Consider the following 16698-nt stretch of genomic DNA (forward strand, 5'->3'; position numbering starts at 1 on the left):
AGGGCTCGACGCGGTGACAGGCCGCCGGCATCGGCTGCGTTCCGGCAAGCCTCGCCGGGCCCGGTTGGCAGGCAAGAAACCATCAGGACGGCTCGTCCCGCACTTCCAGGCCGCCGAGAAACAGCTGCTCCAGGAACCGCGCCGCATCCTCGAACCGTCCGTCGCCCGAATGCTCCTGCCCGAGAACCGCACGCACCTGCACGTCGAAATCCGCATAGTGCTGCGTCGTCGACCAGATCGAGAAGATCAGGTGGTAGGGGTCGCACTTGGCAATCTTGCCGGCCTTCGCCCAGGTCCGGATGACTTCCGCCTTCTCGTCGACCAGCGACTTCAGGGGTCCCTTCAGCTCGTCCTCGATATTAGGCGCGCCCTGGAGCACCTCGTTTGCGAAAAGGCGGCTTTCACGCGGGAAATCCCGCGCCATTTCGAGCTTGCGCCGGATGTAGCTTCTGATTTCGGCAACCGGACTGCCCTCAGCGTCGAGCTCACGAAGCGGATCGAGCCAGGTGTCGAGCACCCGCGTGATAAGCGCCCGGTGCATCGCTTCCTTGGTGCGGAAATAATAAAGAAGGTTGGGCTTCGACATGCCGGCGACTTCGGCAATCTGGTCCACTGTCGCACCACGAAAGCCATGAAGGGAAAAGACCTCCAGCGCCGCCTCCAGGATACGCTCTTCCTTCTCTTCCTGAATGCGTGTGCGCCGTTGTGTTTTCGCCGCTCTTGGCAGTACCATTTCGCTCCCCGGTCCTTCCGATCAGTCGACTAGATGCCCTCAAATTCACCAATTTTTCAATCGCCATTTTTTTAGGCGAAATCCACGTATTTTTTGGTTTTTCGGCTTGAGTGCAGCAACGGAAGTTGTAATGTTTACCAACCGGTCAAATTATCGGTCAGTTGCTGAGCAAAGGCAACAGTCGATCCGAGGACACAAGAAGAAAAGAAGCATATGCTTCGGAAGAGACCGGTGGGAACAGAATAGGCGAGCCCGCAGAAGGCGCGCGACGATAGGGAGCTATGAACATGGCCGCACCCGGCGAGAACATGCGCGTCAATGCCGACCGCCTTTGGGATTCTCTCATGGAAATGGCGAAGATCGGTCCCGGCGTCGCCGGCGGCAACAATCGCCAGACTCTGACCGACGCGGACGGTGAAGGACGCAATCTCTTCAGGAAGTGGTGCGAGGAAGCCGGTCTGACGCTCGGCGTCGACAAGATGGGCACCATGTTCGCGACCCGCCCCGGCACGGATCCGGATGCCCTGCCCATCTACGTCGGATCGCATCTCGACACCCAACCGACGGGCGGCAAGTTCGACGGCGTCCTCGGCGTGCTCGGCGCGCTCGAGGTCGTGCGCACGATGAACGATCTCGACATCAAGACCAAGCATCCGATCGTCGTCACCAACTGGACCAATGAGGAAGGTGCGCGCTTCGCTCCCGCCATGCTCGCCTCCGGCGTGTTCGCGGGTGTCCACTCGCTGGAATACGCCTATGAGCGCAAGGATCCGGAAGGAAAGTCCTTCGGCGACGAATTGAAGCGCATCGGCTGGCAGGGCGACGAAGACGTCGGCGCCCGCAAGATGCATGCCTACTTCGAGTACCACATCGAGCAAGGCCCGATCCTCGAGGCGGAGGAGAAGCAGATCGGCGTGGTCACCCACTGTCAGGGGCTGTGGTGGCTGGAATTCACGCTGACCGGACGCGAAGCCCACACGGGTTCCACTCCGATGAACATGCGGATCAACGCCGGCCTCGCCATGTCGCGCATTCTCGAAATGGTCCAGACCGTGGCGATGGAAAATCAGCCGGGCGCCGTGGGCGGCGTCGGCCAGGTGTTCTTCTCTCCCAACTCTCGGAACGTCCTGCCCGGAAAGGTCGTCTTCACCGTGGACATCCGTTCGCCGGACAAGACCAAGCTCGACAAGATGCGCGCTCGGATCGAGGCAGAGGCCCCGAAGATCTGCGACGCGATTGCCGTCGGCTGCTCCGTCGAGGCGATCGGGCATTTCGAGCCGGTAACCTTCGATCCGAAGCTGGTCACGGCCGTCCGCAGTGCCGCCGAAAGGCTCGGCTACAGCCACATGAACCTGATTTCCGGCGCCGGGCATGACGCCTGCTGGGCAGCCAAGGTGGCGCCCACGACCATGGTCATGTGCCCCTGCGTCGGCGGGCTTTCGCACAACGAGGCCGAAGACATCTTCAAGGACTGGGCCAGTGCCGGCGCCGACGTGCTCTTCCATGCGGTGGTCGAGACGGCGGAGATCGTGGTGTGAAAGCGCTGCGGACATATTTACGGTCCGCGGCATTTCCGCCCGGTTGGATGAGCGTGCCGTGCGGATCGGCAAGGTCATCGAGCTTGCGGAAGCCTGACGGGTCGCAAATCGCGGAGGAAGCAGCATGACTTCTGATCCGGACGACGATCTGGAAGCGATGCCCCATGCGGAACTGCTAGCGGCGGCAAAAGCGATGCGGGTTGCGATCCGCGCCCATCGGGATGCGACGGGCCACGACCTTTGCTGGCATCATCCGCACATGTGGAACCTGTTGCCCGACCTCGTGAGCCCGGAGATCGCCGTGCCGGACTGGCCGCAGTTCATGCGCGGATGCGTCCGCTATCGCCAGTCGCTCGACGAACAGCTCGCGACGAAACCGCGGACCAAGGAGGAATTCAACGCCTGAGAGGAGCTGCGCCCGAAGAGGACGGGCGCTCCCGGGATATCATCGACTGACGCCCAAGTTTCAAAAGACAAGCAAAGGGAACGTGAAATGGCGAGCACAGTTATCAAGGGCGGCACGATCGTTACCGCCGACCTGACCTACAAGGCCGATGTGAAGGTCGAAGGAGGCAAGATCGTCGAGATCGGCCCGAACCTTTCCGGCGACGAAACACTGGATGCGGCCGGCTGCTACGTGATGCCGGGTGGCATCGATCCGCATACCCATCTCGAAATGCCCTTCATGGGCACCTACTCCTCCGACGACTTCGAGAGCGGAACCCGCGCGGCTTTGGCCGGTGGCACAACCATGGTCGTGGATTTCGCGCTCCCCTCGCCCGGTCAGTCGATGCTGGAAGCGCTGCAGATGTGGGACAACAAGTCGACCCGCGCCAACTGCGACTATTCCTTCCACATGGCAATCACCTGGTGGGGAGAGCAGGTCTTCAACGAGATGGAGACCATCGTCAAGGACAAGGGCATCAACACCTTCAAGCACTTCATGGCCTACAAGGGCGCGCTGATGGTGGACGACGACGAGATGTTCTCCTCCTTCCAGCGTTGTGCCGCCCTCGGCGCGCTTCCGCTCGTCCATGCGGAGAACGGCGACGTCGTGGCGCAGATGCAGGCAAAGCTTCTCGCTGAAGGCAATAACGGTCCCGAGGCTCACGCCTACTCACGTCCCGCCGAGGTCGAGGGAGAAGCCACGAACCGTGCCATCATGATCGCGGACATGGCGGGCTGCCCGGTCTATATCGTGCATACCTCCTGCGAGCAGGCCCATGAGGCGATCCGGCGCGCCCGGCAGAAGGGAATGCGCGTCTTCGGCGAGCCGCTCATCCAGCACCTGACGCTTGACGAGAGCGAGTATGCGAACCCGGACTGGGACCATGCCGCGCGTCGCGTCATGTCGCCGCCCTTCCGCAACAAGCTTCATCAGGATTCCCTGTGGGCGGGCCTTGCCTCGGGTTCCCTGCAGGTCGTAGCGACCGATCACTGCGCCTTCACGACAAAGCAGAAGCGCTTCGGCGTCGGGGACTTCACCAAGATCCCGAACGGCACCGGCGGTCTGGAGGACCGGATGCCGATGCTGTGGACCCATGGCGTGGCGACCGGCCGTATCACCATGAACGAGTTTGTCGCGGTGACCTCGACCAACATCGCCAAGATCCTCAACATCTACCCGAAGAAGGGCGCGATCCTCGTCGGCGCGGATGCCGACATCGTCGTCTGGGATCCGAAGCGCTCCAAGACGATCTCGGCAAGCACGCAGCAGTCGGCGATCGACTACAACGTCTTTGAAGGCAAGAAGGTGACCGGCCTGCCGCGCTTCACGCTGACGCGCGGCGTGGTCGCGATCGAGGAATCGACCATCAGGACGCAGGAGGGACATGGCGAGTTCGTCCGCCGGGATCCCTTCCCGGCAGTCAGCTCCGCGCTTTCGACCTGGAAGGAAGTCACCGCGCCGCGCCAGGTCCAGCGCAGCGGCATTCCGGCAAGCGGAGTGTAAGACTTGATCGTCAACGCGCCTCTAGGGCACCAGCACATCAAGCTCCGGAAGCAGCACGACGCTTTCCTGCTCGTGCGGGTCTGTCCGGGCGATGACGGCCGAACAGGGAGCGTCGGAAAGATTGGCGGGCAGATGGGGCACGCCGGCGGGGATGTAGAACATCTCGCCGGCCTTGACGACCACATGCTCCTCGAGCCGTTCGCCATACCAGGTGTGCGCCTCGCCCGAGAGCACGTAGATGGCCGTCTCATGCGACTCGTGAAGATGCGCCTTGGCGCGCGCGCCCGGCGGTATCGTCAGAAGGTGCATGCAGATTCCCGAGGAGCCTACGGTTTCGCGCGCTATCCCCTCGAAATAGCTGAGCCCCTGCTTGCCGTCATAGGTACTGCCCGGCCGCACTATGCGGCACTCCGCCTTGCCAGAAATACCCATCGAACGTCCCTCAACCAGCTCATGTGAATTTCCATTGCCCTATCTGTTCATCAAGACATTGCCGATTGCAATGCGCATGCCGGACATGCACTCTGCCATCCGCGTCGCCATCCCGAGCGCAAAGCCATGAAGCATCCGTCCTCACCCGTCGTTTCCGCGACCAAACTTGGCCTGACTTTCGAAACGTCGGATGGGCCGGTCAACGCGCTGACCGGCGTCGACCTTACCGTCGAGAAGGGAGATTTCGTCTCCTTCATCGGCCCATCGGGCTGCGGCAAGACGACGTTCCTGCGTGTCATCGCGGATCTCGAGAAGCCGACGTCTGGAACGATCACCGTCAACGGCATGAGCCCGGAGGACGCCCGCCGGCACCGTGCCTATGGCTATGTTTTTCAGGCCGCCGCCCTCTATCCCTGGCGGACGATCGAAAAGAACATCGCCCTCCCGCTCGAGATCATGGGCCATTCGCGCGAACAACAGAAGGAGAGGATCGAGCGGACCCTGGACCTTGTCAATCTCACGGGCTTCGGCAAGAAATACCCCTGGCAACTGTCGGGCGGCATGCAGCAGCGGGCATCCATCGCCCGCGCGCTCGCCTTCGATGCCGACCTGTTGCTGATGGATGAGCCCTTTGGTGCGCTCGACGAGATCGTCCGTGACCACCTAAACGAACAGCTCCTGAAACTCTGGGCCCGCACCAGCAAGACGATCTGCTTCGTGACGCACTCGATCCCGGAGGCGGTTTATCTCTCGACCAAGATCGTCGTGATGAGCCCCCGCCCCGGCCGCGTGACTGACGTGATCGAGTCACCTCTTCCAAAGGATCGCCCGCTCGACATCCGCGAGACGCCCGAGTTCTTGGAGGTCGCCCATCGTGTCCGGGAAGGACTGAGGGCGGGACACAGCTATGAGGAGTGAGGCATGATGAAGCTTCCCTTCATTCTCTGGCTGTTCGGCGCGACGGCAGTGTTCATCGGCGCCGCCACCGCTTCACGTGCCTATCTCAATAACAGCAATGTCCTTTTCCTGCTCTTCTCGATGGCTCTCTACATCGTCGGAAACCTGATGATGCTGAAGGTCATGCGCGATGGAGGGCTCGGGCTTGCCGTCTCGTTGTCGGCGGTCACGCAGCTGATACTCGTCAACATCATAGCTTTTGCAGTCTTCGGCGAACGGTTGAACGGCACCCAGATCGCCGGCGTGGCGCTCGGCGTGGTCTCCATGTGCCTGATGATGCTTCCGAACGTGGAACGGGGCTGAGCGATGCGGGAACACAGCTTCTTCAGGGATCGTCTTCTTCCGATAAGCACGGTCGTCCTGGCGCTCGTCGTCATCTGGTATGTTTTCGTCGTCGTTCTGAACGCGCCCTTCGAGCGCGATACGGCGGCACGCGCGGGCACGACGATAACCTTTTCGGAGATCGTGCCGAAAACCATGTTCCAGGAACGTCCGGTTCTGCCGGCGCCGCACCAGGTGGCAGTCGAGCTCTGGGACACGACCGTCAACAAGGCGGTAACGTCCAAGCGCAGCCTCGTCTACCACGCCTGGGTGACGCTCTCGGCAACTCTTGCCGGTTTCGCCATGGGAACCGTGCTCGGTATCCTGCTGGCAATCGGCATCGTGCACAATCGCGCGATGGATCGGTCGCTGATGCCATGGGTCATCGCGAGCCAGACAATCCCGATCCTGGCAATCGCGCCGATGATCATCGTCGTCCTCAACGCGGTGGGCATATCCGGCCTGATGCCGAAGGCACTCATTTCCACCTATCTCAGCTTCTTTCCCATCGTCGTAGGCATGGTGAAAGGGCTGCGCAGCCCCGAGGCGATCCAGCTCGATCTCATGCACACCTACAATGCCTCACCCCTGCAGACCTTCCTCAAGCTGCGGTGGCCGGCATCCATGCCCTACCTCTTCACCTCGCTGAAGGTGGCCATCGCAATCTCGCTCGTCGGTGCGATCGTCGGCGAGCTGCCGACGGGCGCAGTCGCCGGTCTCGGCGCGCGTCTGCTGGCCGGCTCCTACTACGGGCAAACCGTCCAGATCTGGGCAGCCCTTTTCATGGCCGCCGCCGTCGCGGCCCTGCTCGTCGTGATCGTGGGCATGGCACACACCGCCGTGCTCAAGCGAATGGGGGCAAGGCCATGAATTCTTCCTATCTGGTTGCAGCCCTTCTATTCTGGCTCGTCGCCTGGGCTTTCAACGAATGGCTGGTGCGCCGGCACTTCTCCAGTCCGCTCGCCGAGCGGGCGGCGCGGCTCGCCGTACCCCTGCTCTTCGGCATCACCATACTGGTGCTGTGGGAGGGCATAGTCCGCGGCTTCGCCATTCCTTCCGTGCTCCTGCCGGCACCGACCATGATCTGGGCACGTCTGATCAATTCCGTGCCGACGCTGATGGCGGACTTCCGACAGACCTTCCTGAAATCCGTCATTCCCGGCTACGTGCTCGGATGCGGCCTCGGTTTCCTGATGGCGGTCGCCATCGACCGCTCGCCGTTCCTGCAGAAGGGCCTGCTGCCGCTCGGCAATTTCGTCTCCGCCCTGCCGGTAATCGGCGTAGCACCGATCATGGTGATGTGGTTCGGCTTCGACTGGCAATCCAAGGTCGCAGTCGTGGTCATCATGACCTTCTTCCCCATGCTGGTGAACACCGTGACCGGGCTCGCCTCCGCCAGCCACATGGAGCGCGACCTGATGCGCACCTATGCGGCGAGCTGGTTCCAGACCTTGGTGAAGCTTCGCCTTCCCGCCGCGTGGCCTTTCATCTTCAATGCTCTCAAGATCAATTCCACGCTGGCCCTGATCGGTGCCATTGTGGCGGAATTCTTCGGAACGCCCATCGTCGGCATGGGCTTCCGGATTTCCACGGAAGTGGGCCGCATGAACGTCGACATGGTTTGGGCCGAGATCGCGATCGCCGCGGTGGCTGGCTCCGTCTTCTACGGTATCGTCGCGCTCGTCGAGCGGGCGGTCACCTTCTGGCATCCGTCTGTCCGTGGTGGCCAGGCGTAACTATCCAACAAAAAAGAGGGAACGAACATGAAAACAAAAATCGCATCGCTTCTGATGGCAAGCGCCTTCTCGCTTGCCGCATTCCAGGCCGAGGCCGCAGACAAGCTGACACTGCAGCTGAAGTGGGTGACCCAGGCCCAGTTCGCTGGCTACTACGTGGCGAAGGACAAGGGTTTCTACGAAGAGGAAAACCTCGACGTTGAAATCAAGCCGGGCGGACCGGACATCGCACCGGCACAGGTCATCGCAGGCGGTGGCGCAGACGTGATCGTCGACTGGATGCCGTCGGCGCTGGCGACACGCGAAAAGGGCGTGGCACTCGTCAACATCGCACAGCCCTTCAAGTCCTCGGGCATGATGCTGACCTGCCTGAAGGAATCGGGCGTCGCGACGCCTGCGGATTTCAAGGGCAAGACCCTGGGTGTCTGGTTCTTCGGCAATGAATATCCGTTCCTGTCGTGGATGAGCCATCTCGGGATCAAGACGGATGGTGGCGCCGACGGCGTGACGGTTCTCAAGCAGGGCTTCAACGTCGATCCGCTCATCCAGAAGCAGGCCGCCTGCATCTCCACCATGACCTACAACGAGTACTGGCAGGTCATCGACGCCGGCATCAAGCCGGAAGACCTGATCACCTTCAAGTACGAGGACCAGGGTGTCGCCACCCTCGAGGACGGCCTCTATGTCCTGGAAGACAAGCTTGCCGATCCGGCCTTCAAGGAAAAGATGGTCAGGTTCGTGCGTGCCTCGATGAAGGGCTGGAAGTACGCCGAGGCCAATCCGGACGAAGCAGCTGATATCGTGCTCGAAAACGACTCGACCGGTGCCCAGACTGAAGCGCACCAGAAGCGGATGATGGGCGAAGTGGCAAAGCTGACGGCCGGCTCCAACGGCGCGCTCGACGAGGCCGACTACAAGCGCACCGTTGCCTCCCTTCTTTCCGGCGGCTCCGACCCCGTGATTTCGAAGGAGCCGCAAGGCGCCTGGACCCACGCGGTAACGGATGAGGCCCTGAAGTAGCAGAGGCTGGATCCGGCGGTAGAATCGGGGCGCGGAGCGATTTTCCGCGCCCTTTTCAGTTGGAAATGGTGCGATTGACCGAAATCCCAGTGAGATTCGAGGGTTTTGACTGAGCTCTGTTGCTTTGGCGCACAGCGACGGATAAAATCGTGAGGCACCATTTTGTCGAGGCCTTGCAAGCCTTTGAACCTCTCATTACATAGGTTTGGCAGCTTGGAGCAGGCGATTTCAGCGCGCCGCCGATGCTATCGGAACGAGTGTTCCGGCGGTCGGCCAATCTGGGAAGGAATACGCGTTTCGGCAAGAGGACCATCAGGGGCCGACGCGACTGCACGCTACTCTTGGTTCGAAAGAAGTCGGCCGATGGCTCGTGGATACACAAACGCATTGCGTCTTTCCGTCGCCCTGTTGCTGGCGACCACTCCGGCCGCGTCTTTCGCTGCCGATGCCGTCGCGAGCGTCAATGATACGGATCAGGTCGAGAATTTGCCTGCGATCGTCGTGACCGAGGCGAAGAAGCAGAAGATCGTCGATCGCGTCATCGCCACCGGAACGATCCAACCGGTGCAGGAAATCTACGTTGCCCCGCTGGTCGAGGGCCTTTCCATCCGCACGCTCGAAGCCGATGTCGGCGACAAGGTGGAAGCTGGCGATGTGCTAGCCACGCTGAACGATGACGCGCTCGTGCTCGAGAAGAGCCATCTGGAAGCAACGCTCGCGCGCGCGAACGCCAGCCAGGCGCAGATCGAGGCGCAGTTGGTCGAGACGCAAAGGAACGCGGAGGAGGCGATCCGCGTTCGCGACAGGACCGTAAAGCTCGCCAAGAGTGGCTCTCAGTCCCAGGCGGCCGCAGACGAGGCAACGACTGCCGCGGCGGCATCCGAGGCACGGGTAAGCTGGGCGGAGCGAGCCGTCTCCGTATCACAGGCCGACATCAAGATGGTCGAAGCACAGATTGCCGACATCGAACTCAAGCTGAAACGCACGGCGGTCAAGACGCCGGTCGCCGGCGTGATATCGGCCCGGACCGCGAAGGTCGGCGCAATCGCCGCCGGCAATGCCGAACCCATGTTCTCGCTCATTCGCGACGGCGAGATCGAACTCAAGGCGGACGTCTCAGAAGAGTACATCCAGAAACTTGCGCCGGGTCAGAAGGCGACCGTGACCTTGACCGGTGGGCATACGAAATTGGCCGGCAGCATCCGCCTGATCGAACCGACGCTCGACGCCCAGACGCGCCTCGGCCGCGTGTTCATCCGGATCGAGCAGCCTGAAAAAGCACGCGCCGGCATGTTTGCAAGTGCCGAGATCATCGCAGAGGAAAAGGACGGACTGGTTCTGCCCCTCTCCGCCGTCACGACGTCGCGCAGTCAAACTGTGGCCCGGCGCGTGAAGGATGGCGTGGTGGAGATGGTCAAGGTCGAGACCGGCATACAGGACGGCGAAGTGATCGAGATCGTGGACGGGCTTGCGGCCGGCGACGAAGTGGTCGCGAAGGCCGGAGCCTATGTACGCGACGGCGATCGCATCAAGCCCGTGAAGGCGGCATCGGCCGCGACGAACTGAATGCGCTGACGGATACGGGTGCAATGACTGATGCGCTCGCCGCGGGATACCGGCCCATTGATCCGCCGGATGCTGTAATGTGAGGCACATCGAGGTCCGACGAAGAGACGGTCGGTTCTGACGAGAGGACTTTTGAGCTAATGAACTTTTCTGCTTGGTCCATTCGCAACCCGATTGCGCCTCTCCTGGCCTTTGTTCTTCTCGTATTCGTCGGGATTCAGTCGTTCCTGACGCTGCCGATCACGCGCTTTCCGAATATCGACGTTCCTGTCATGGCGATCACCGTCACGCAGAGCGGCGCGGCTCCTGCCGAGCTCGAACTGCAGGTGACGAAGGAAATCGAGGATGCCGTCGCCGGCATTTCCGGCGTCGACGAGATCATGTCTACGGTGACGGACGGCAGCTCGGTCACGTCGGTGCTGTTCGAGATCGAGGTTCCCACCAACCAGGCGCTCCAGGACGTCAAGGATGCGATCGACAGGATCCGCAGCGACCTGCCCGCATCGGTGGACGAGCCGGTCGTAACCAAGATCGACGTCGAGGGCCAGGCGATCCAGACCTTCGCGGTATCCTCGCCCAACATGACGCTCGAGGAACTCTCCTGGTTCGTCGACGATACGGTCAAGCGAGCGCTGCAGGGCCAGTCCGGCATTGGCAAGATCGAGCGCTACGGTGGCGCGGACCGGGAAATTCGCATCGACCTTAACCAGGACCGGCTGGATTCCTACGGCGTATCGGCGGCCGATGTGAACGCGCAGCTGCGCCGCATGAACACCGACATCGGTTCCGGCCGCGGCCAAATCGCCGGTAGCGAACAGGCAATTCGCGTGCTTGGCGACGCGAGGTCGGTAGAAAAGCTGTCGAATTCGACGATCGCCCTTCCGAACGGGCGCTTCGTGCGGCTGTCGGAGCTCGGCCGGATTTCCGACACCTATGAGGAACCGCGCTCCTTCTCGCGCTTCAACGGCACGCCCGTCGTCACCTTCTCGGTGTTTCGCTCCAAGGGCGCGAGCGAGGTCACGGTCGCGGAATCTGTCCAGAAGTCGCTCGCTACGGTGAGGGAAAAGAACCCGGAAGTTTCGATCGAGCTCGTGGACGATGCCGTATATTTCACCTACGGCAACTATGAATCCGCCATCCACACGCTGATCGAAGGTGCGCTGCTCGCGATCATCGTCGTCCTGCTCTTCCTCAGGAATTGGCGCGCGACCCTCATTTCCGCCGTCGCCCTACCCCTATCCGCGATTCCGACCTTCTGGATCATGGATCTCCTGGGCTTCTCGCTGAACCTCGTCAGCTTCCTCGCGCTGACGCTCGCGACAGGCATCCTCGTCGATGACGCGATCGTTGAGATCGAGAACATCGCCCGCCACATCAAGATGGGCAAGACGCCCTATCGCGCCGCGATCGAGGCGGCGGACGAGATCGGTCTTGCCGTGATCGCCACGACATTCACGATCATCGCTGTGTTCGTGCCCGTCTCCTTCATGCCGGGCATCGCCGGCCAGTATTTCATCCAGTTCGGCCTGACGGTCGCCGTCTCGGTCTTCTTCTCGCTTCTTGTCGCGCGCCTGGTCACACCCGTAATGGCCGCCTACCTCATGCGATCCAGTGACGCCGACGGTCATGAGGAAGAGAAAGACGGGCTGTTCATGCGCGGCTACACCTGGGTCGTCACCGTGACGACCCGCCATTGGTACAGCCGTTACGCGACGCTGCTTGCGGCGATCGGATTCCTCGTCGGATCGGTGATGCTGCTTTCGACCGTTCCGGGCAGCTTCATGCCGCCGGAAGATGCGTCACGCGTCGTCCTCTCGGTAGAACTGCCGCCCGATGCGATGCTGGAGGACACCGACCGCACCACGAGCGAGATCTACGAACGGGTGAAGGACCTCGACGGGGTCGAGAGCGTTTTCGTGCTCGGCGGCTCCTCTCCGAAGGGCGACCTCGAACTGCGCCGGGCCTCTGTGACCGTCATCCTGGAGAAGCTCGACCATTCGCTGGCCTACAAGCTCGTGAACGGCGTGCTGGCCAAGCTTCCCCTGGTCGGGAGCTACGTTCCGAAACTGGAACCGCATGGCCGCATCAGGCCGCAGTGGGAGATCGAAAAGGAACTCTTCGCCACCCTTCGCGACCTGCCCGACGTACGGATCATCAAGCTCAACGACCGCGGCGAGCGCGACCTGGCGTTCAACCTCCTTTCCAATGACGAGGCGGATCTCAACAACACCGTCGGCCTGCTGGAAGCCAAGCTCCGGGCCGACCCGGTCCTGTCGAACGTCAGCTCCGAAGGATCCCTTCCACGGCCGGAACTGCAGATCCGTCCCCGCTATGACCAGATGGCGCGCCTCGGCATCACCACCGCGCAGATTTCCGAAGTGGTGCGCGTCGCCACCATCGGGGACATCGACTCGCAGCTGACCAAGGTCTCGCTCGACGGCCGGCTGATCCCGATCCGCGTGCAGGTCGACCGCGACTTCCGCGCCGACCTTGCTGCAATCCGTAACCTCAAGATCGCCACGGCCACGGGCGCGATGGTCCCGCTTTCGAGCGTCGCCGATATCGATTATTCGGAAGGTCCGAGCGCCATCAAGCGTCACAACCGCAACCGCGTCGTCTCGATCGGCTCCGACCTGCGACCGGGCGTGGCGCTCGATACCGCGACGGCCCGATTCAAGGAAATCGCCTCGAGCATCGACATGCCGCCGACCGTGCAGTTCGCCGAAAGTGGCGACGCCAAGGTTCAGGCCGAGATGGTCGAGAATTTCGGCAAGGCCATGCTGCTCGGCCTGATGCTGGTTCTGATGGTCCTTATCCTGCTGTTCAAGGACGTCATCCAGCCCTTCACCATCCTCTTCTCGCTACCACTCGCGATCGGTGGCGTGGCTGCGGGTCTCATCCTGACGCAGAACGCCCTGTCGATGCCTGTGCTGATCGGCATTCTCATGCTGATGGGCATCGTGACCAAGAATGCCATCCTGCTCGTCGATTTCGCAATCGAGATGATGCACCGGGGCATGGAGCGGAAGGAGGCGATGGTGGAAGCAGGTCGCAAGCGCGCCCGTCCCATCATCATGACGTCGATCGCCATGTCCGCCGGCATGCTGCCGTCTGCGCTCGGTGTTGGCGAAGGCGGCTCGTTCCGCGCGCCGATGGCGATCGCGGTGATCGGCGGAATCATCGTTTCCACGGTGCTGAGCCTCGTGATCGTCCCCTCCTTCTTCCTGATCATGGACGACCTGTCGCGGCTGCTCGCCTGGTCGTTCGGCCGCCTTGTCGGCAAGAAGGACGAGGAAGGCGAGGTGCTGGAGCCCGAAGCACTGACTCGCCTGGCCGAGGAAAATGCGAAGAACGTCGCGGAACTCGGCGAACGCATAGAGTCGCTCGAACAGCAGCTGGAAGGCCAGAAGCGTGCCGTGGGAAAGTCCAACGTTCTCAACCATCCGGCGCTGGCGGCTGAATAGGACATTATCCAGCCACTTGGTCGGCCGTCCTTGATCGGATGGCCGCCGTCTTCGCGCGGCTATGATCGCTGCTTGTTGCATCGCTCATCGAACCGTTGATCGAAATCAATTTCGACCTGCCCCGCGTCCTCTATCGTCAGAACCATCGAATGGCGTCTCGAGCACCCGTGCGCAAAAGGGCGGGCAGTCTGTCGGACGCGTCGAAACGGGAACCTCGCTCCGTCCTTGAGCAATTCGGCTCGGATGAGCGGCCACTGGTTGAGGACGATTGATGAACAGGCATCTCAGACCCACACCGCGTGACGCCGACCTTCTGGTGAACTGCAACGTCCTTTCCCGACTGGACGGTCCTTCGCTGACATCCATGATGGAGATCGTGTCGATCGGGAAGCTGGCCCCCCGGCAGATGCTGTTCCGCGAGGGTGATCCGGCGGAGACGCTCTATTGCATCCTCACCGGCTATGTCCGGGTCTTCAAGGCAAATCCGGACGGACGGGGCGCCGACGTGGCGCTTTACGGCCCCGGGGAACTGATCGGGCCAAGTGCGGCCTTCGGCGATGCCAGCTACTCGGCCAGCGCCCAGGCGGCAGAAACAGCCACCGTCGCAGGCTTCAACCTCAAGCGCGTACGCGATATCGCAAGCCACCACCCGGACGTAGCCGTGGCCCTCCTCGGGACGCTTTCATCCCAGCTTTCGGCCTCCTACGCCTGCGTCGCGAACGATCGCCTTCATACGGCCGTGCAGCGGGTCGCCCGGTATCTTCTCGAAAACTGCGGCCATGACGGCAAGGCCACGACGTTCCGCCTTCCCTATCCGAAGAGTCTGCTTGCCGGCAAACTCGGTCTGGCGCCGGAAGCCCTGTCACGCGCCTTCGCCGCCCTACGGCCGTGCCACGTCACCGTCCGTGGCCGCCAGGTCCAGATCGGCGATCCGCGCTCGCTCGCCCAGTTCTGAAGCACGCCGCAACCCTGGAGGTCTGCTGGTCAGGCCTCAGGGTATCGTACTCGCGCCTGCGGAAGCGGGCCTTCAGTGAAGTCCGCCCTGCACTTTCAGGAAATCGACGATTTCGTCGATGCCGTCTCCCCGCTTCATGTCCGAGAACACGAAGGGGCGGGTTGCGCGCATGCGCGTGGCATCGCTTTCCATGATACCCAGGTCCGCACCGACATGGGGCGCAAGATCCTTCTTGTTGATGACGAGAAGATCGGACCGCGTGATGCCCGGGCCGCCTTTCCGCGGAATTTCCTCTCCCTGACAGACGGAGATCACGTAGATCGTCAGGTCGGCGAGATCAGGTGAGAAGGTGGCCGCAAGGTTGTCGCCGCCGGACTCGATGAACACGACGTCGAGATCGGGGATGCGGCGATTGAGGTCGGCGATCGCCTGCAGATTGATCGTCGCGTCTTCCCGAATCGCGGTGTGCGGGCAGCCGCCCGTCTCGACGCCGACGATTCGGTCGGACGACAGCGCCTGCATGCGCACCAGCGCCTCCGCGTCTTCCTTGGTGTAGATGTCGTTGGTTACTACGGCCACGGAATATTGCTCGCGCATCGCCTTGCAGAGCTTCTCGGTCAGGGCGGTTTTGCCGGATCCGACCGGACCGCCGATGCCAACGCGCAAGGGGCCATTTTTCGATGTCATGGAATGTTACCTCCGGAATGGATGTGTGCTGCGCGCTGAAGGGTGCTTGGCGCAGGATAGGACGCGGAAGACGTGATGGCAAAATCGGAAAGGCCGGTCATGAGCGGAACAGCCTTGACGAAAGGGTCTCATGCCTGAGGCTCGTCACATCGGCGAGGATCGCCGCCGACCCAAGATCGTCGAGGCTGCTTCGCGCCGCCCGTGACGCAGTTTCACTGATCAAACCTTCCGCTTGGGCGAGAGTAGCCACGCCCTCCTTCTGGCCGATCACGCCGCAGCGGATGGCAACCGATATGAGGTTGGAAAGCTGGGCATGGAGGTAGGCGGCGATCGCGGCGTCGGGGCCGGTCTCATGAGCCCCAGCGACCGCACCGACGGCCACTGGGTAGGCCGCGTGCTCGCCGAGGAGGCCGAACACCGGATGTGGCCAGTTGGCGGCCGCAGCAAGGAAAGCTTCACCCTGCAACATCGTTTCCCGATGGCGCTCGGCGGAGCCGGGCAGTGCCTCGGCCAGTTCCATGATTGCCCGCAGGCGCTCCTCGTCTGAGATTGCCCGATAGGCCTCGGCCATGATCACGGCATCGTTCCAGAGTGCCCCGTGCATTATCGATGCCGCCGTCCAGCTCGAAAGGCTCTCCCGGTCCCGGACGCGATTGTCGTGAACGGCCTGCTCGAGCCCCCCGAGTAGGAGAAGGCCCCGACCGGGAAGGCTGGTGAAAGCCAGGCGATGAGGCGAAGGAGCGCGGCGGTGGAACCTGCCTCAGTCATGGTGGTGATGATGGTGTCCGTGACTGTGGCCACCTGAGGAATGATATGCGCCGCGCACCGGATGAAACGGCTCAACGACATCATTGACCGTCGCCCCGAGGCCGATCAGCATGTCGCGGATCACGTGGTCCCTGAGAACAAGGATACGCCCCTCCTCCACCTGGGCCGGAAGGTGGCGGTTGCCGAGGTGCCATGCGAGTTCAACGAGATGCAGCCCGTTGCGTGGAAGGATTTCGTACAGTTCCTCCTGCGCGGCCACCACCTGGACGCAGTCGCCGGTATCGAGCAGCAGAAGGTCGCCATGCGCGAGTTGCACCGGCTCCTTGAGGTCCAGCATCACCACGTCGTCATCATGCAGGTGCAGGAGCTTCCGGCGAAGATGGCGCTGGTCATGCTGCAGGACGATCGTTCCGATGAGTGTTCCGTGCTCGGTGTCTGGAGACAGGATTTGCGTGGAACGATAGGGCATTGAGCAGTCCTCGGATGATGCGAATTGACGCTCGCCCAGGGCAAGGCCCCTTTTCGTCCGGCCGGACGCCCTGCGGCGAAGGAACCGACAAGAGCATGTTT

Annotated in this window: 15 protein-coding genes and 1 pseudogene; 11 read left to right on the forward strand and 5 right to left on the reverse strand. The window is 62.1% G+C overall.

What is annotated here, in order from left to right; genetic code table 11:
• Positions 1-82: 82 nt before the first annotated feature.
• Positions 83-733, reverse strand: coding sequence for a TetR family transcriptional regulator C-terminal domain-containing protein (locus F3Y30_RS19615; protein ID WP_203424340.1), 651 nt, complete (start codon positions 731-733; stop codon positions 83-85).
• A gap of 287 nt (positions 734-1020) precedes the next feature.
• On the opposite strand from F3Y30_RS19615, the gene F3Y30_RS19620 reads away from it, so the two are divergent.
• The 3 genes from F3Y30_RS19620 (at position 1021) to hydA (ending at position 4222) form a co-directional block, all read left to right on the forward strand.
• Positions 1021-2271: a Zn-dependent hydrolase gene (locus F3Y30_RS19620; RefSeq protein WP_203424341.1), complete on the forward strand. Its 1251-nt coding sequence runs from the start codon at positions 1021-1023 to the stop codon at positions 2269-2271.
• A 124-nt stretch (positions 2272-2395) separates the two neighbouring features.
• Positions 2396-2677: a hypothetical protein gene (locus F3Y30_RS19625; RefSeq protein ID WP_203424342.1), complete on the forward strand. Its 282-nt coding sequence runs from the start codon at positions 2396-2398 to the stop codon at positions 2675-2677.
• A gap of 87 nt (positions 2678-2764) precedes the next feature.
• Positions 2765-4222 (forward strand): dihydropyrimidinase, encoded by a 1458-nt coding sequence (hydA, locus tag F3Y30_RS19630; protein WP_203424343.1) that lies wholly within the window; start codon positions 2765-2767, stop codon positions 4220-4222.
• Positions 4223-4243: 21 nt separating this feature from the next.
• On the opposite strand, the gene F3Y30_RS19635 is transcribed toward hydA, so the two are convergent.
• Positions 4244-4654, reverse strand: coding sequence for a cupin domain-containing protein (locus tag F3Y30_RS19635; RefSeq protein WP_203424344.1), 411 nt, complete (start codon positions 4652-4654; stop codon positions 4244-4246).
• 126 nt (positions 4655-4780) lie between these two features.
• Between F3Y30_RS19635 and F3Y30_RS19640 the strand changes: the two genes are divergently transcribed.
• The 8 genes from F3Y30_RS19640 to F3Y30_RS19675 all read left to right on the forward strand — a co-directional run bounded on the left by F3Y30_RS19640 (position 4781) and on the right by F3Y30_RS19675 (position 14673).
• Positions 4781-5572 carry an ABC transporter ATP-binding protein gene (locus F3Y30_RS19640; RefSeq protein ID WP_203424345.1) on the forward strand — a complete coding sequence of 264 codons (792 nt, stop codon included), beginning with the start codon at positions 4781-4783 and terminating at the stop codon, positions 5570-5572.
• A gap of 3 nt (positions 5573-5575) precedes the next feature.
• Positions 5576-5914, forward strand: a complete 339-nt coding sequence (locus tag F3Y30_RS19645) for a hypothetical protein (RefSeq protein ID WP_246752814.1) — start codon at positions 5576-5578, stop codon at positions 5912-5914.
• Positions 5915-5917: 3 nt separating this feature from the next.
• Positions 5918-6802 (forward strand): ABC transporter permease, encoded by an 885-nt coding sequence (locus tag F3Y30_RS19650; protein ID WP_203424346.1) that lies wholly within the window; start codon positions 5918-5920, stop codon positions 6800-6802.
• Positions 6799-7668 carry an ABC transporter permease gene (locus F3Y30_RS19655; RefSeq protein WP_203424347.1) on the forward strand — a complete coding sequence of 290 codons (870 nt, stop codon included), beginning with the start codon at positions 6799-6801 and terminating at the stop codon, positions 7666-7668. Before F3Y30_RS19650 ends, F3Y30_RS19655 begins: the two co-directional genes overlap by 4 nt.
• Before the next feature lie 27 nt (positions 7669-7695).
• Positions 7696-8688, forward strand: a complete 993-nt coding sequence (locus F3Y30_RS19660) for an ABC transporter substrate-binding protein (RefSeq protein ID WP_203424348.1) — start codon at positions 7696-7698, stop codon at positions 8686-8688.
• A 363-nt stretch (positions 8689-9051) separates the two neighbouring features.
• Positions 9052-10254, forward strand: coding sequence for an efflux RND transporter periplasmic adaptor subunit (locus F3Y30_RS19665; protein WP_203424349.1), 1203 nt, complete (start codon positions 9052-9054; stop codon positions 10252-10254).
• A 140-nt stretch (positions 10255-10394) separates the two neighbouring features.
• A complete protein-coding gene (locus F3Y30_RS19670; protein WP_203424350.1) occupies positions 10395-13718 on the forward strand; it encodes an efflux RND transporter permease subunit in 3324 nt (1107 codons plus the stop codon).
• A 271-nt stretch (positions 13719-13989) separates the two neighbouring features.
• The gene (locus tag F3Y30_RS19675; RefSeq protein WP_203424351.1) at positions 13990-14673 is read left to right on the forward strand and encodes a Crp/Fnr family transcriptional regulator; all 684 of its coding nucleotides are present in this window, start codon (positions 13990-13992) and stop codon (positions 14671-14673) included.
• Positions 14674-14745: 72 nt separating this feature from the next.
• On the opposite strand, the gene ureG is transcribed toward F3Y30_RS19675, so the two are convergent.
• The 3 genes and pseudogenes from ureG to ureE form a co-directional block, all read right to left on the reverse strand.
• Positions 14746-15360 (reverse strand): urease accessory protein UreG, encoded by a 615-nt coding sequence (gene ureG / locus F3Y30_RS19680; protein WP_203424352.1) that lies wholly within the window; start codon positions 15358-15360, stop codon positions 14746-14748.
• 97 nt (positions 15361-15457) lie between these two features.
• A pseudogene (locus F3Y30_RS19685) lies at positions 15458-16128 on the reverse strand (urease accessory protein UreF).
• Positions 16121-16597, reverse strand: a complete 477-nt coding sequence (gene ureE, locus F3Y30_RS19690; protein WP_203424353.1) for an urease accessory protein UreE — start codon at positions 16595-16597, stop codon at positions 16121-16123. The pseudogene F3Y30_RS19685 and the gene ureE overlap by 8 nt, the downstream one beginning before the upstream one ends.
• Between the last annotated feature and the right edge of the window lie 101 nt (positions 16598-16698).

The organism is Sinorhizobium sp. BG8 (assembly GCF_016864555.1).
Lineage (GTDB): Bacteria > Pseudomonadota > Alphaproteobacteria > Rhizobiales > Rhizobiaceae > BG8.

Bases quoted from the DNA above. Each gene is read 5' to 3' on its own strand.
- F3Y30_RS19615 (WP_203424340.1), bottom strand. From the start codon at position 733: ATGGTACTGCCAAGAGCGGCGAAAACACAACGGCGCACACGCATTCAG.
- F3Y30_RS19620 (WP_203424341.1), top strand. From the start codon at position 1,021: ATGGCCGCACCCGGCGAGAACATGCGCGTCAATGCCGACCGCCTTTGG.
- F3Y30_RS19625 (WP_203424342.1), top strand. From the start codon at position 2,396: ATGACTTCTGATCCGGACGACGATCTGGAAGCGATGCCCCATGCGGAA.
- hydA (WP_203424343.1), top strand. From the start codon at position 2,765: ATGGCGAGCACAGTTATCAAGGGCGGCACGATCGTTACCGCCGACCTG.
- F3Y30_RS19635 (WP_203424344.1), bottom strand. From the start codon at position 4,654: ATGGGTATTTCTGGCAAGGCGGAGTGCCGCATAGTGCGGCCGGGCAGT.
- F3Y30_RS19640 (WP_203424345.1), top strand. From the start codon at position 4,781: ATGAAGCATCCGTCCTCACCCGTCGTTTCCGCGACCAAACTTGGCCTG.
- F3Y30_RS19645 (WP_246752814.1), top strand. From the start codon at position 5,576: ATGATGAAGCTTCCCTTCATTCTCTGGCTGTTCGGCGCGACGGCAGTG.
- F3Y30_RS19650 (WP_203424346.1), top strand. From the start codon at position 5,918: ATGCGGGAACACAGCTTCTTCAGGGATCGTCTTCTTCCGATAAGCACG.
- F3Y30_RS19655 (WP_203424347.1), top strand. From the start codon at position 6,799: ATGAATTCTTCCTATCTGGTTGCAGCCCTTCTATTCTGGCTCGTCGCC.
- F3Y30_RS19660 (WP_203424348.1), top strand. From the start codon at position 7,696: ATGAAAACAAAAATCGCATCGCTTCTGATGGCAAGCGCCTTCTCGCTT.
- F3Y30_RS19665 (WP_203424349.1), top strand. From the start codon at position 9,052: ATGGCTCGTGGATACACAAACGCATTGCGTCTTTCCGTCGCCCTGTTG.
- F3Y30_RS19670 (WP_203424350.1), top strand. From the start codon at position 10,395: ATGAACTTTTCTGCTTGGTCCATTCGCAACCCGATTGCGCCTCTCCTG.
- F3Y30_RS19675 (WP_203424351.1), top strand. From the start codon at position 13,990: ATGAACAGGCATCTCAGACCCACACCGCGTGACGCCGACCTTCTGGTG.
- ureG (WP_203424352.1), bottom strand. From the start codon at position 15,360: ATGACATCGAAAAATGGCCCCTTGCGCGTTGGCATCGGCGGTCCGGTC.
- ureE (WP_203424353.1), bottom strand. From the start codon at position 16,597: ATGCCCTATCGTTCCACGCAAATCCTGTCTCCAGACACCGAGCACGGA.